General features: G+C 43.7%; 14 protein-coding genes. 2 read left to right on the top strand and 12 right to left on the bottom strand.

The window, feature by feature from the left end; all coding sequences use genetic code 11:
* Positions 1 to 346: 346 nt before the first annotated feature.
* Both ACQY73_RS04590 and ACQY73_RS04585 read right to left on the bottom strand, forming a co-directional pair.
* On the bottom strand, positions 347 to 1,312 hold the full coding sequence (locus tag ACQY73_RS04590) for an SBBP repeat-containing protein (RefSeq protein ID WP_428662095.1): 966 nt from the start codon (positions 1,310 to 1,312) through the stop codon (positions 347 to 349).
* Positions 1,313 to 1,494: 182 nt separating this feature from the next.
* Positions 1,495 to 2,520, bottom strand: a complete 1,026-nt coding sequence (locus tag ACQY73_RS04585; RefSeq protein ID WP_428662092.1) for a DUF932 domain-containing protein — start codon at positions 2,518 to 2,520, stop codon at positions 1,495 to 1,497.
* 142 nt (positions 2,521 to 2,662) lie between these two features.
* Here ACQY73_RS04585 and ACQY73_RS04580 point away from each other — a divergent pair, with 142 nt between their 5' ends.
* Together ACQY73_RS04580 and ACQY73_RS04575 are read left to right on the top strand one after the other, a co-directional pair.
* Positions 2,663 to 3,208, top strand: a complete 546-nt coding sequence (locus tag ACQY73_RS04580) for a ParB N-terminal domain-containing protein (protein ID WP_428662090.1) — start codon at positions 2,663 to 2,665, stop codon at positions 3,206 to 3,208.
* Complete coding sequence (locus ACQY73_RS04575) at positions 3,186 to 3,854, top strand: hypothetical protein (protein ID WP_428662087.1); 669 nt, start codon at positions 3,186 to 3,188, stop codon at positions 3,852 to 3,854. Before ACQY73_RS04580 ends, ACQY73_RS04575 begins: the two co-directional genes overlap by 23 nt.
* A gap of 15 nt (positions 3,855 to 3,869) precedes the next feature.
* Here the strand turns inward: ACQY73_RS04575 and ACQY73_RS04570 are convergent, their stop codons facing one another.
* The 10 genes from ACQY73_RS04570 to ACQY73_RS04525 form a co-directional block, all read right to left on the bottom strand.
* Positions 3,870 to 4,715 (bottom strand): hypothetical protein, encoded by an 846-nt coding sequence (locus tag ACQY73_RS04570; protein ID WP_428662085.1) that lies wholly within the window; start codon positions 4,713 to 4,715, stop codon positions 3,870 to 3,872.
* Between the two features lie 241 nt (positions 4,716 to 4,956).
* Positions 4,957 to 5,472 (bottom strand): hypothetical protein, encoded by a 516-nt coding sequence (locus tag ACQY73_RS04565; protein WP_428662083.1) that lies wholly within the window; start codon positions 5,470 to 5,472, stop codon positions 4,957 to 4,959.
* Positions 5,473 to 5,570: 98 nt separating this feature from the next.
* Positions 5,571 to 6,038 carry a hypothetical protein gene (locus tag ACQY73_RS04560; RefSeq protein ID WP_428662080.1) on the bottom strand — a complete coding sequence of 156 codons (468 nt, stop codon included), beginning with the start codon at positions 6,036 to 6,038 and terminating at the stop codon, positions 5,571 to 5,573.
* 44 nt (positions 6,039 to 6,082) lie between these two features.
* On the bottom strand, positions 6,083 to 9,733 hold the full coding sequence (locus ACQY73_RS04555; RefSeq protein WP_428662077.1) for a hypothetical protein: 3,651 nt from the start codon (positions 9,731 to 9,733) through the stop codon (positions 6,083 to 6,085).
* 3 nt (positions 9,734 to 9,736) lie between these two features.
* The gene (locus ACQY73_RS04550) at positions 9,737 to 10,225 is read right to left on the bottom strand and encodes a D-Ala-D-Ala carboxypeptidase family metallohydrolase (RefSeq protein ID WP_428662075.1); all 489 of its coding nucleotides are present in this window, start codon (positions 10,223 to 10,225) and stop codon (positions 9,737 to 9,739) included.
* Positions 10,212 to 10,664, bottom strand: coding sequence for a hypothetical protein (locus ACQY73_RS04545; protein ID WP_428662072.1), 453 nt, complete (start codon positions 10,662 to 10,664; stop codon positions 10,212 to 10,214). The genes ACQY73_RS04550 and ACQY73_RS04545 overlap by 14 nt, the downstream gene beginning before the upstream one ends.
* A 38-nt stretch (positions 10,665 to 10,702) precedes the next feature.
* Entirely contained in the window at positions 10,703 to 11,026 is a 324-nt protein-coding gene (locus ACQY73_RS04540) for a hypothetical protein (RefSeq protein WP_428662069.1), read from the bottom strand.
* Positions 10,965 to 11,240, bottom strand: coding sequence for a hypothetical protein (locus ACQY73_RS04535; protein WP_428662066.1), 276 nt, complete (start codon positions 11,238 to 11,240; stop codon positions 10,965 to 10,967). Before ACQY73_RS04535 ends, ACQY73_RS04540 begins: the two co-directional genes overlap by 62 nt.
* Positions 11,237 to 13,435 (bottom strand): hypothetical protein, encoded by a 2,199-nt coding sequence (locus ACQY73_RS04530; RefSeq protein WP_428662063.1) that lies wholly within the window; start codon positions 13,433 to 13,435, stop codon positions 11,237 to 11,239. The genes ACQY73_RS04535 and ACQY73_RS04530 overlap by 4 nt, the downstream gene beginning before the upstream one ends.
* A 62-nt stretch (positions 13,436 to 13,497) precedes the next feature.
* Entirely contained in the window at positions 13,498 to 14,739 is a 1,242-nt protein-coding gene (locus tag ACQY73_RS04525; RefSeq protein ID WP_428662061.1) for a hypothetical protein, read from the bottom strand.
* Between the last annotated feature and the right edge of the window lie 20 nt (positions 14,740 to 14,759).

Below are 14,759 nucleotides of genomic sequence, written 5' to 3'. Positions count from 1 at the left end.
TTGATTATTAGATAGATAATAAGTCCCTCTCTCTCTGCGGAGAGATATACAAAACCCCATGTAAATCAGGTATTTACATGGGGTTTTTACTTTATCAGTGAAACAATGGTGAAACATTGATTTTGTCAAAGGTTCAATTCCAAAAGTTGTAGAGCATAGTAGATTACCCTTTTATTTTGAATTGAAAAGAAATAGCGTAATTACCGATAGACACCCTTTTGACAGTAAGTAATGCCGACCCTGTCTAATTCTTTATGGTTCTTCACTTTGACTTAGGTTTATTAAATTCTTTGCCGGCCTTTGACGCGCGAGGTAATGGAACAGCCGCATTGAACGAAGCCCCTTCTTACTTATCAATTCGGACGATATATACATCAATACTTCCGGCAGAGGTCTTGGTATTTCTGCTAAAGGTAGCCGTATCATTAAAAAAGCCTGTTACATAGAGATTGCCGTTAGTATCGCTATCAATCTTCTGACCATAGTCTTCGTTTGTTCCACCTGCGGTTTGCACCCACTGAAAAATTCCGTTAGTGTTATATTTGGCTACAAAAATATCACTACCACCTGCCGAGGTTTTGAGGGTGCTGCCGAAGGTGGCAGTACCCTGAAAATTGCCGGTTATGTATACATTGCCGCTGCCATCGACAGCAATCCCATACCCAAGTTCAGTGGAGGTTCCTCCGGCGGTTTGCACCCACTGTAAGGTGCCGCCTGTATTATATTTAGCCACAAAAATATCACTAATCCCTGCCGAGGTTTTGGAAGTACTGCCGAAAGTGGCGGTACCGAAAAAATAGCCCGTGATATAAACATTGCCGCTACCATCGACGGCAATCCCATAGCCAACGTCCGAGCCGGTTCCTCCGGCAGTTTGCACCCACTGTAAACTGCCGCTGTTGTTGTATTTAGCTACAAAAATATCATAGCCGCCTGCCGAGGTTTTGGAAGTGCTGCCGAAGGCGGCGGTACCGGAAAAATAGCCCGTGATATAGACATTGCCGCTGCCGTCGACGGCAATACTTTGTCCCTGCTCAACACTCGTGCCACCTGCTGAAGCAATGGCCAGCATATTAGGGGTATAGTTGGCGGGGTCTTGGTAGCTGCACAGCCACTTTCCATCTACATATACCCGCAGGCAATTGAAAGTAAGATCAAAGGCTACATCACCGATTTGCGGCGAAGGCAAAGCTAAAATGGCATCGTAGGTCAGTTTGGGTGGAGAGAAAACCGTGGGAGAAAGCGTGGTGTTTTGGGCCGACAACCGGACCGCCCACACAAACAGGAAAGCAATTAAGCAGAGGTATTTCATCGTGAAAAGCAGTGTGGATGTTTTTGTTATAAAGATTTCGGATTTGTTGAACATCTCCAAATTTAGGCTCTGTATATTACTTAACGGTACCTGTTGATTCTTTCCCAATTATGCTCAGCATGAAGCAATGAGAGCATTCCATAGTCATTGTTTTTTATGGGGCGGTTACCCGCCCCGGTTGATTAATTGATTTGAGAAATATCAAAACGGACAGAAGGGATTTTGGCGGGAGCGGCGGCGTATTTCAATGCTTTTGTCATATCATCTGAATCATATCCCCAAAGCAAGCCTTCCATGCGGTGTTCATTCGATTTATAAGCTTTTAGATTGTTAAAATAGCCTGTAATGCCGTTATAGCACCACCAAGCCGACATTTCGCCGGCTTCCAATTGCCCCGGGCCCGTATGGCAATATTCAATTATAGAGGCAATTTTATCCCTTTTCCGTTTTCCAAGTACATCCTTTACCGCTTCACGATTTTTGAGTCGAATGATTTCTTCATTTTCTAAAAACAGATTGGCCAAGTAGCTGCTGAACTGATTGGAAGAAAAGCGGATTTGGGCCAAATGGTTAAAGCCGGCCGTGGCACATTCATGATTGGTGTCAATGATTCCCAATACTTTTAAGGCCTGATGGGTTTTTTCCTTGACATTGCCCGTGTGTTTAATGGAGATTTTGTTTTTGCAATTCCGCAATGCCAACTGTAATGTATTGTTACAAACCACGCGTATAGTGGTAAAAAACGCCTGTACGGTACTTAACCCGTCATGTCCGTTGGATAACACCACATATTGATAATTTTCATCGTGGTTGTTGACAATGATCGGTTGTTTTACTTTCAAACAAATGAATACTTTCGTCCCACCTTTGAGAGCGCCGGCCGTTTCAATGATGAAATTACCGTTTTTGACCACTTCATCAAAAAAGCCCAGAGCATCGCGGTTTTGCAGAATCGAGTATTTAGGACTGACATAATCACCCAAAACCCGGTGATTGTCGGTACGATACGTGAAATAGGCCGTATCTGAAATTACTTCAATGTCACCCATGCGGTGAATGTTTGGCGCTTTTTCAACCTGAAAATCCAAGCCGCCGTGAACAATAGCATCTTCGATGCTTAATACATTTTGGAAGATGGTGCCGAGGCCATGCCAGGCACGCTGACGATAGGACACAAAGTCCCCGTTTGATTCAATCAATGAAGCCATTTTGTAACGATGTTTATTATTGTAATGAATGATAATTAATAACAAAATTAATAATATTATTAATAATATAAAATTATTATCAATATTTTATTTTATACTAAAATGAAAATGCTTAAAATTGCCTTATAAACACCTGTAAATCATGCTAATACCAATCAACGTAGGATTGTCTCACTTGAAACACCTGAAAATGAGCATTCTTGTACCGCTTCAAGGTGAATTGAAAATATTATCCCCCGCAAATTATGAGCGTCTCAAAAAATCAATCCTTGAAAAAGGCTTTTGTTATCCGATGTTTGTGTGGCCTTTTGAAGGCCAAAATTTCATTTTGGACGGCCATCAGCGACAGAATGTATATGAAGGAGAGGGGTGGAGCGAGCAAACGGTTCCCTGCGTTGAAATACATGCCGAAACCCTCGTTGATGCAAAAGAAAAGCTGCTTGTTTGCACTTCTCAATACGGCACCGTCACCGTTGATGGACTCCGTTCTTTTGTGGATGGCATGGATTGGAATTGGGTGGACGATTTTATCAATTTTGACGCAATCCCCGTATTGGATTTTACCGACATTAAAGACCCTGATAATTATGATCTGAAACAGCCTGAATCCACCAAACCTGCCCGTACCAAAGAAGCCAACACCTGTAAATGCCCAAATTGTGGACATGAATTCACTACTGAAGGATAAATCATTCGGTCTTATCAAAGACCCAAAAAAGATATTTAAGCCCTCATCAGAGCTGTTTTTTGTGCCGTTTGTTACTAAACGTCTGTATGCTCCCAATACCATACCGCACTTTTACATGTGGGATACGCATTTTACGCCTTTAAATTCCAAAGAAGGGTATGTAAGCCTTTTAAAACGCATGAATGATGCCGGCATTCAATATGTTTGCCAAACCGACTTTTCCGTGTGGCATTTTCAAACGCCTCAGCAAAAGGATTGGGCAGTCAAAAAAAATACCGAGTGTTACTTGCTCGATATTCAATACAATATGCAGCCCTTTTTTAATTTCAATGTCGTCATTGAAGAATATTACGATTTTTATCTGGAGCATTATCCGAAAAACCTTGGTACCATTCTTATTGATTACAATCATTCCCACAACTCGGAAGGAATCACCATGGCTGAACATGTCAAAAGGGAAACAAGATCCATGAAATTCATCGTCGACAACTTTGACTTTGATCTGTGTTTTGTCTTTTCCGGTAAAAAACAAATTCCTACGCCCTGGAATCCTTTCTTCAATCTCATAAAACAAAAGGCACGGATCGTGTCCATGCCTACGGAAATGGCGGTATTACACGCCATGAAAAAGAAATATTATACTTGAATAAATCTTTCATCTCTATTGTGTTCTGATCGATTGTTGTGACCCGATAATATTTTGATGCGTCCAGATACCTCTCCAAAATCCAAAAGCAGTGCCACCGGTGCTGATAAGAGTTATAATATCATCAGCTGCATTTGAGACTACTGTTCCCCCATTTAAAGCCGTTGTAGACCAACTGCCAGCGCCATTTGCATCTTGACTAAACCCGTAAGCGGCACTAAATTTAAATAAAACTATCTGTGTTTTTGAGACAATCGCAGTTGATGTTGAACCCAATGTTAAAGCTACTTCAGCCCACTGGGCTACTCCCTGACAGTCCTGATAAGATGCATAGGCTGTACTTGAATTATACAGAACAATCTGTTTTTCGGATGCGATTGACGATAGTGTACCGCCACTGACAGAACGAACACTCCATGAACCTATGCCATTATTGTCGATTGAAAAAATATACGCATATCCTCCACCCCACAACAATATCTGCTGTTTTGATGAAAGTGAAGAGATAGCTCCTCCGTTCAAAGTCTGTGATACCCACGTGCCTGCACCGCTTGGATTCACATAAAAGGCAGAGGCGCTGCTGTTATTAAATACTACAACTACATTTTGTTTAATGGGGGCCGAACAATTTACAACATTCGTTGCCTGAATGTTGGTCCATGCGCTTCCATTATAATAATAATAGGTATTGGTTTGGTTGTTGTAAACAATCGTTCCCGTTTGCGGAGAAGGGATGGCAGATTGAATGGCGGTAAGATTGCTGTATCGTGGGACGTTAATGCCTTTTGGGTCAATCGTAGTTTGACCAAAAGTCACGAAAACCATTAAACTAAAGAGAAGGGTGTAGAAAGTGTTTTTCATGGTAGTAAGATGTTTTTAAATGGTGTATTTATTTTACAGACCTTAACTTACCTAAGAAACAGCCGAACTTTTGAATTGGTTTGGTAGAAAACTTTACATTTTTTGGACTTTTTACTTTATAGGTGCAATAATGACATTCTCATATTAAAACCCATAACTTATCAGGCAGAAAGCTTTTATTATGCTCATGCTGATTGGAATGGCGGTAACATACGCCATGAAAAAGAAGTTCTATAAGAAATTAAATCTGTTTTTTACCGGGTACAAATCCAATAAAGCCGGTGGGAGGATTAGATTCCCATTCCTGAACTTCTGCCAGGTATTGGACAAAATAGCCTAATATTGACTCATAATTCAATTCACTTGGTTCAATAATGCCAAGTATCTTTACCGGTTCTTCATTTTCAACCAGTCCAACTATTTGAGGCTTTCCAACGATGATTTGAATTTTGCCGTTAGGTATTTGTAAAAATTGTAAAAAACCAAATTCCTTTTCATAAGGCACATCATCTGCCAAAAAGCCACTTGGGCCATTTTTTAAATTACAAATAACCGATTCCAGGTTTATTGCAAAATCTTTTATTTCAACTTCCAGACTAATTTTGAATTGTTCATTGAGTGACTCCAGAGTGGTTTTCAGATTTTCCTTTACATGTGATTTCCAATCTGCCCATCTCTTTTTTCGTTCTTCAATGATTTTTCTGATTGAATAAAAGGCGGTTTTAACGTCTTTAATTAGCTGTTCTGAATCCTGCATCTGTAGAAAGGTTTGATTTATAAGATGTTGAACGGTTTCAAAACAAAAATAGTGCATCAATTTGATGCACTATTTTAAAACTATTAACCAATTGTAAACTAATTCGACTTAATTTCAGGCGGTGTTTTGCCCTGCATGGTCCCCTTTAATGAGCCGGTGTGCGTACTTGATGGCACCACCAAATTCAATCCGTAATAAGAGTATGAGGACCGTTCTCCAACAATGGGGAATGCATAATTTTTGGAGGCGTTCACAACTGTGGCCGAGTCAATAATTGCCAGTTTATTGATACGATTTCCGGCCAACAAATACAGCTTAGTATTTGCCGGGAAGTTGCCCGTAAATTTTGAAACCTCACCTACAACATTCTGAGCATATGTCCCGCCAATGAATTGCCCCACCAGTGTAACATTGGAAGTGCCATTAGTAGACGCTGAATCCAGAACACTGAGTAGTGTTGGTTTTAAGACAATCACGCCTCGATTGGTACTGGGCGGTACATTTTGCGCATTCGCTCCTACCGTCGCCACTAACATTGTCAATACTACTAAAAGAAACTGTTTCATTTGTGTTTGATTGTTTAAATGAAAAATTGAATTAATAAAGATTATTAAAAGCTTATGGTATAGCGTGTCCATCCGTACTCATTAATACCAACCGGCCTGTTTCCTGTAGAGTTGATATGCTCCTTATTTCCGGTAGATGGCCGGGAAGGGACAAAAAGTGCATCCTTTTCATCAAGCGTAAGGTCGTATTCGGGAGAGTTTGAGCGGCGGTATACGATACTTTTTGCAGTCGGAATGATATGTGTATTGGAGATCACCCACACGCGATTAGTGTCTTCATTGGGGTTGGCATCTATTGCCCGCTGAAGGTTATCATTGTGAACGGCGCGCAGCGACTCGTTCATGCTTGCCCAGCTTCCAACCTCCGGGTACAGGTCCGGAAAATAAGTGCCGGCCCCGTCGATCACAGACAGGCCGACATTGACACGCCCCCAACCGTTGGCTAGATATTCCGCCTTAATATTCTTGGCGAACACCCATGTCGTTACCCCATAATGATCGATGTTTCCATCATTTTGGCAGCTTTGCATTATAATATGACTTGGCAGAGTTACGTCCAGCGTTGCCAGTTTTGCACCTACCTTGGTTCCTATGCTTCCGTTGCCGGTAAGCAGCCTTGTGCCGGAGTTGTCCATTGTCCGCCAGCGAGACAGGTATTTGGTCATCGAAAACCGCACTGTCCATACGTTGCCATTTGTGTCGGTATAGGTTGCCGCCTTGTCTTTGTCGTAGAACGGATTGGTCGGATCTGTTTCCAATGCCTGCATTTTTGCCACATAATCCGCAAGGGTAGTCCCTGTAAATCCGTATGCTGAAAGCATAAACGCTCGCATCGGAGCTGTGTCAACACAGTTAGCCGGCGTCCAAGCGGTACGATCAAAGAGGTAGGTTTGTGCAGCGCTTCCCGTGTAATCGGTTCCGCTGCCGTTCCCTAATCCTAACATATCCCAGCTGCCCTGTGATCTTGCAACCTGAGTTGGTTTGTTCAAATACGCGTTATACGTCCAACCTCCACGGCCTTCCGCTTTCAGGCTGTAAGAGAGGGTTACTCCGCGATAATTGAGAGTGAAATTATCCTGTGCCGCAACCGCATCAACGGTGCCGATATTGATGTATCGGTGTTTTGTGTTGTGAGGGGCTGAGATTGACCCTGCGTTGATCTGAGCGGCGGTATACCCCTGCGAAAGCAGGTAATCAACCCGGGCCTTCGCGTACTGTTCACCGATTACACCCCATGATTTATGCCCAAATCCGTCCGGAACACCAACGTCCATAACAATACCGTACACGGTAGAGTCGCCGATTTTACAGAGTTTTACCAACGTGTCGGCCCCTGCCGATTCTCTGGTACTGACCTGATTAAAAGTAATCGTACGGTTATTGTAGAGCGAACCTCCGTAAATGACAACAGACTTAGCGATGATTTGCGAAGGTGTCGGATGATCGGTAAAGTCGTCAAAATCACCCTTACGGGGGCTGAAAATTCGATATTTATCGGTTTTAGTATCGTTGAACCGTACTTCCGAGTTGAGCGAAAAAGATTTTAAGAATCTGTCAACGTACAGCGAAAGGGAGTACTGGCGGACAAGATCCTGCCGAATAGGAGTTTCTCCGTTTACAACGATGTTGTCCGGATTTACATCATTAAGTACCGTATAGACTCGATGGGGAACGGTTGTACTTGGCAAATTGCTCTTTGTATTGGCAACGAGCGGCGTTAAGCGTCTACGGTTGTAGGCGTTCGGAGAAAGTGCTCCTTTCGCTCTTGTGCTTCCCGAATAGATATTTGCAACTCCCGATGTCGCCTTGGCCCAATTGACCTTAATTTTCCCCGATTTGCCTGAGCCTGAAATCTCGCTTAGGGTGATCGTGTCGAAAATATTGCCGTTCGCGTCCGGCGTTGGTTCGGTGTAATTGTTGGCCCCCCAGAAAACAAAACGGTTGTCATTGATCGCTATATCAATCGCGTGACGCGGTATATTGGAATTACCCGGATTGGGGTACGCTCTCCAAACGTTGTTTAAGTGCACTGTCTGGCCGGTAGCCGGGGAAATGTCCTGATCGAAAATGATATCCAAAAGGAAATCTTTCATAAAAGCGTCATGCGACGTTCCTGAAAGCAGATTGTTTACATCAATTCGGTCTACCTTGGTATTGTCGACAGCAACCGGCAGAGTAGGCATATACGCTTTTTCCGAAAGCAGCGCATTGACGCGGGTAGAGCCGGCAAAGATATTTTGAACACCTGGTGTAAGTGCCGCCCAATTGACTTTAGCGGTTGCTGTAACTCCTGAACTCCCAAAGGCCGGAAGCGTGATCGTTTCGATGATATTGCCGTTGGCGTCGGGCGTTGGTTCGGTGTAGTTGTCCTGTACAAACTGCACAAATCTTGTACTTGTACCTCCTGAATAGACAGCAATATCCACTACCCAACGGGGAGTTGTGGGGTTGGGATAGGCTCTCCAAACATTATAAAGGTGTACCTGTGACGAAGCTGCGGGCACTGTCAGGCCTGTAAATTGTATATCCAATAAAAATTTGGATAACTGCGAATTAACTTCCGGACCCTTAAATAGCCTGGTTATGTCCATTCGCGCCAGTTCGGTAGCAATATCGCCGGCTGAACCTATTGTTACATTTGTCGACGCCAGCTTTCCACCGGTCGAAAGGTTTTGGGTTTTTTGATCTGAAAACGTAGAGACAATATATTTCTTGGGCGAAAGCAGCGACTTCAATCTGTCGGTCGTGGTAGTGTACTGCGTCTCGGTATTGGTTGTCAAAACTGACCAATCAACGATTGCCACGGCCGAAACACCGGAACTGCCTTCCTGAACAAGTGATAGCGTGGCAATACGTTTACCACCGGCATCGGCTGCCGGTTCTGTGTATCCATCCACAAACCATGTGCAGACATTGGTTCCGTTTTTGGCGATACGAATAAGCCATCTGTCGAAAATTGTCGGTGTAGTGTAGTGCTTTGCCCTCCTGACATTTTCCACATAAATCTGATCTGTGGCGTTGGCTACAAGACCGGTGAATTGAATATCGAGAAGAAAGCTGCTTAAAGGTACAACCGTATCAACATCACCTTGAAAAATCGAAGTAGCCTGTGCTGTATTTGCCCGATTCAGTGCTGTTGAAGAGGGTAATACCCGTACCCATGCCGTTCCGTTACTTCTCACCCGATCCCCTACTGCAAAGGCGACAGAACTCCCGGTGATCGACTGCGTACCGGCTACCGTGACTTCATAGTAGTCATTAAGTGCGCTCGGGGTCGTGGTCAGCGTCGGGGAGTTGGTTGAGGCGTTCCATACCCCCTTGAAGTTGCCCAGTGTGGTCAGGTTGTTATACGCATTAATTACCTCATTTCGGTAAGTCAGCGTAGTATTTTGAGCGCTCGTTGCATTGGCAGCAGAAACGGAAGCAGCATTTTTTGAACTTGTTGCAGCGTTTCTTGCCGCAACGGTAGTGTCCTTTAAAGTCTTCATTTCGACTACGGTAAGGCTATCTGTATTCTTCAGATACGTTACCATAGTTTGCAAAACAAGGCGGTTATCGGAGGCGGTTATCAGTTTGCTGCTATTCGTCGGAAACTTTTGGTTGATAAGTTGACGAATGGTTTGCTCATTAATAATGTCTGTTTGGGCGCAGGCACTATAAGCAAATAATAAGAATAAAAACAATATTCTTTTCATTGATTAAGCTGCTTTTAAAGTAAAAGGAATGTATTGAACGGCTCCGTTTTTTCGGATTGCCTGTAAGACCTGTTTGCGATTTGCGCGGATTTCAGGATCTACATAACTGACATGAACCCAATCGGGTTTTGTGGCATTCCCGAATTCCCAAATCAATTGGTCGAATTCTAAATTCTCCTGAATCCAGAGAAATAAGTCTTTATTGTCAACGCCTTTCTCAATCATGTCCATGTCAAGGTCAATGGCTTCACCGCTGACGTGTTGAGAGTTTTTAGCGCCGCCAATGATTCGATTCAGGCTTGGGCTTCGATAGAATGACGAAAAAGGAATTGGGAAGCCAAAATGTTCCGTTGCCGGTGTATGCACCTTTTCGGCAAGAGTTTTCATTGATTTTAACTCACGCGCACCGGGTTGATTTTTTATTCCCTTTTCAATGGCCGTTGTGCTTCTGACCGCCTTTTCTAAAGTGATGTATTTGCTAATTGCTTCCATTATTGCCTGTTGGATTTTTTGGAACAAGAAATGGAAATCTGGACTTCACCCATTCTTTAAACCAAGGGTAAGCGTCTTTGTGAATACCTGCCATAATGGACCAAACCATGTTCAGAATGAGTACTCCGATCAGTCCGGTGCCATAATGAGTGGCCACGATGTATTCTGTTGCCCCAACTTCAAGGTATCGGCAAATGGCAGGTGCGGTAAATATCCCTAAAGGCAAAGCGGTCAGCGCAGAAAGTGCCGCCACTTTTGTATTAAGGTTGTCATTGATGACCGCTCTGGTAAAGTAGGTCAAAGCGCCGGACATAACGACAAGCGACAATATCATTGCTGACATATCAACTTTAATGACAGATTGCAAAAGAGGAGCGGTTAAGGCTAACCCCAGAGTAAATACGAATTCGATCGGTTTATCCATTACGTTAGTATTCATGATTTTCAAGCCGCCTGAACGGTAGATTTATTTAGCTTTCAAGTAGGTATAGTAGCAATTGCAATCAACGTGAGAACCGCCCCCGTACCAACACCTGCCGCACCCCAAATCCATTTTTTGACTTTGATCCACCGAATACGACTTTTGACTTTGCGAAAATCCCAAGCATCCAAACCAATCAGTTTCAGTATATCGGATCGTTCAGCATTCGTCAGTTTTTTGAGGTCTTTATACAATTCCTCACTTTTATCTGATTGCTTTTTGAGCTTCGGATAGTCCTTGACGATTTTGATCGTGGAATCAATTTCTTTTGTAGGGCCGCACAGACAAATGGAATCCGGAATGCTTATTAATGGAATCAATTGCGCGCTGACGGGCATCGTCAGAAAAAGGAATAGGAGCGGCATTGTCAACAGCACGCTCAGCTTTGATTTTTTGCAATGTATCTTCATTGGCTTTGATGTCTTTTTCAAGTTTTTCGGATTGGGTGATTTTACTGCGACTCATTATCCACGAAATACCTACGGCAAATGCAATGATGATGGCGCAGGCAATGATGTAGTGTTTAGGTTTCATAATTTCGCCATGAATAACCGATTACCCTGTGTTTTACCCCTATACTCCACACCGTTCAATACGAAATCAAATTCCGTCCACCGACCGGGCCTTGCCCAGAGATCCTGAAACAGTACTACCCGTTTGCCGTTGTTTTCCAATACAATGGCAAAGGGTTGACGCTTGACCAACGAAGCATTGAACCAAGAGCCATCCTGAATCGCTTCCACTTGATTGGATGCTTCTACCCCGCCGTTTTTTGTGGCTCTTTGAAAATGAAAAGCAGGTTGATACCTCACACCGTCGGCCGCTTCCTGAATCAATGAGAAATTATAAGCTGCCTTGACCGTGGCATTCAATGCCATTGCTTCTTTTCCTGCGTAAAATTTAGTCTGAAGGGGAGGTAAGCCCTGCTCAAAACGCCAAACCGAGAAGCCCGTAGTGTAGACATTTGAATTAGTGGTAGTATTGGCAGGATTCCATCCCAAAGGACCCGGTGACCAATAAAACAGGTATTTGGCGTTCAGTAAGCCAAGAGTCAGATTGTCTTCCCATTGATTGGGGGGGTATAATGGCTTATTGTCCGTTCGAATGGCCCTTGCCTGAAATTCCGGAATTTCCACCACATGATTTCCGGGAAATTGTACAAAATCAAATTCCTGAAATGCCCAACTGAAATAAACCTGGTCTTTTTCGGGCCAAACACGGCTCCATAATTCCGAAACATCCAAAGCGCGCAGGTACGTAAGTTGAGGTCCAATATTGATATTGCTTTCTCCATCACCGAAATTGGAATCATACCCTGCATAACCATACCCTGTTGAAATGAGTGAATAAGGATTGTTACGCCGTTGAACATCACCGATGCGTTTGTACATTTCTCCAAACTTCGTAATGTCTTTGCCGTAATTGCCGCCCGTTCCAAACTTCATACCATCCAATGAAATCACATTGGGAGATTTGTCGGGAACATCCAACCAATTGTACGCCAATGCACCGCGCTCTTTGAGGCGGTCTATGACAATGCCCATATTACGGGTGAAATTTGCACCATCATAATCAATGATCCAATTCTCACCTGCACCGGGTTCAATGTCGAAGGCTACGATTTGCTCGATAGGGAGCGTATTGGCAAAATCAATACATTCTTTTTCGGTTAACTCCTCAAATCCCTTGCGTGTAGGTAATTTACGCAGAAAAGACCCCAAAGCACTGGCATACAATTTTAAATGCTTCTTGCCCGGTAGCCAGTTAAATTGTATACTGAGTTCTTTTTTGCGCGCGTCCGTCTCATCCAATAAATCATATTCAAATCCATACACGCGGTTTTTAAGCGTAAAAGCCGGCAGATCGGAAAACACTTTAGGGCGCCCGATGGGATTGTAAGATTGACCAACTGGATTCCATGTTTCGCCTTTGGGTACAATGTAAAAAAAGAGTTCCGAGCGTCGAAACTCAGCTTTGGGCGTGCTGTACATGGCCATCCAAAATTCCCTGAGGGTTGGCCTTGCCACACTCCATTTTGAAACATGGTACAACGTATAGGGCAATACCGGCTCTTTCTCAAGCCTACCCGAATTCTCTAAATCCGTCCACCCATTCAGTGTAATACTGACAGACTGCAACGAATTACCCGTATCAGTCAATAGAATATCGTTACCTGATTGTTCAATGATTAAATTCAAATGTTCGTCAGGTCTGCTTTCAATGTATCTCAGTTCATAATTGCCCGTTTGTAAAGACGTAGCCCCTAATGGATCACTGAGTGCAGTAAGATTGTAGTTGCCTAAAACGGGAATTGCACCCACGGACGCAATGGTAAATTTCTTTTCAGCTTTGCCGATGCAACCGGTAGACGTGATTTTAAAATTGTATTCCCCCGGTAGCAGGCCCGTTAAGTCTGCAATAAATGTGCCTGATGTAGGCGCAAACGTATCTGCTTTCGTACCGACTTCCCAACGCAGTGGGTTAACACCGCAAGCATCGAAATTCACTTCATACAGCGCACCTTCTTTTTTAAGGATGGATACAATGGAAAAGTCAGCAGTAGTACAGCCACAATTTTTAAGTACAATGGGAATTGTTGGTTTTGCATCAGTAACCTTTTTATACGTTCCCTTGGGAATGGTATAGGTATTGCCAACGCTGTCAACGATGGTGATTTGCCCAAAACAAACACTCGATATAAGCCAAAAGGCAAAAAAAAGATTTTTCATACAAAAGGTTGAAAAGCAGGGGTGATGTTCTCACCCCTGCGGTTATACGTCTGTGGTAATCACTAAGCCGCGTTCGGTACCGTCAGCTCGAAGCAGAAGATACCTGTTACATCTTTCAGGAAGTTGGATGATCCTGAGGTATAGAAGAAGTTGACCGGACGACGGTACAAACCGTATAAAAGGGAAGGTGTAATGTCCAGCACCGGGAAGCGGCCGTTATCGGTAGTCTCCTCAGCGGTGAAATCCACATCCATTTCAAACAGGTCATTCCCTAAGCCGGCAATGCTGCTGTCTAATGCACTTTGTTCCAAACGAATTGCCATGTTACCATAAGCAGTGTTTGCCCAGCTTGAATTGTTCACAAATCCGTCAGGACCATGCTCAGGAAGCGTACACAACCCCGCAGCGGCACTGTCAAAAGCCAAAATTCTATTGGCACCGACAATTGAATCGCAATCAGGATCGTAGTAAAACAGAATAGGCAGACTGGCATAAACCTTTGCCAAATCAATACCGGCAGAGTTGATGGCAACAATGCCCTGTTTTGCCATGTACTTGCTGGCCCGTGATCCGCCAACAACAAGCATTTTACCTTTCAGGCGGTTTTCCAACATGGTTTGTTGGAAAGCTTCCAATAAGTTTTCATTAGGCTTACCATCTGAAGTAAAGCATTCGATGGGCACTATGGGGGCACCGGCCGTCGGAGTGGCTGCATCTTTAAAAGCAGCGTTTTTACCAACGCCTGAATACATCAACGCCAATAAGGCAAGGTTCACCGGTGTAAAGACGGTATCATCAATGGTGCGGTAAATTTCCAACCCCAATTTTTGCATCATGTCGCCATACTTGACACCTGCATCACCACCGAACAATTCCACCTTACCGCTAACCAATTCTTTCATGTATTTCAATGCGTCCGGTTCGGTAGGTACATCCTTAATTTTGTAGGAAAGTGTATACTCACGGCGCAAATTGAAATCAACCTGCAAAGAACCGCCACCCTGAATAGCTGTACCGGCGGTTTTGGCACGGGTGTTTCGACCGGTCCCGGCATACGCAGGCAGGAAGTTGGTCACTACGCTCCAGTAAGGAAGATCAGTGCCAACATCATGTTTCTTGGTTGTACGGTTTCCCTTTTGATCTTTTGAGGCTTTTATGGGGTCGATTTCATCAACAATTGCCTTTACGCTTGGATCGCGCAGGGCTTTCATCATTCCATGCAAACCGAATTTGAAGGTATTGTTTAATACGTGCATCGCTGCAACGTACACGATACGGGCGGCACTAAAATTAATGTCTCTCATTGTGTGTCTTTAGATTTTTC

Source organism: Runella sp. (genome assembly GCF_965279615.1).
In the GTDB taxonomy this organism is placed as follows: Bacteria; Bacteroidota; Bacteroidia; order Cytophagales; family Spirosomataceae; genus Runella.
The sequence above is the reverse complement of the archived record's forward strand: the minus strand, read 5'-3'. Positions and strand labels throughout refer to the sequence as shown.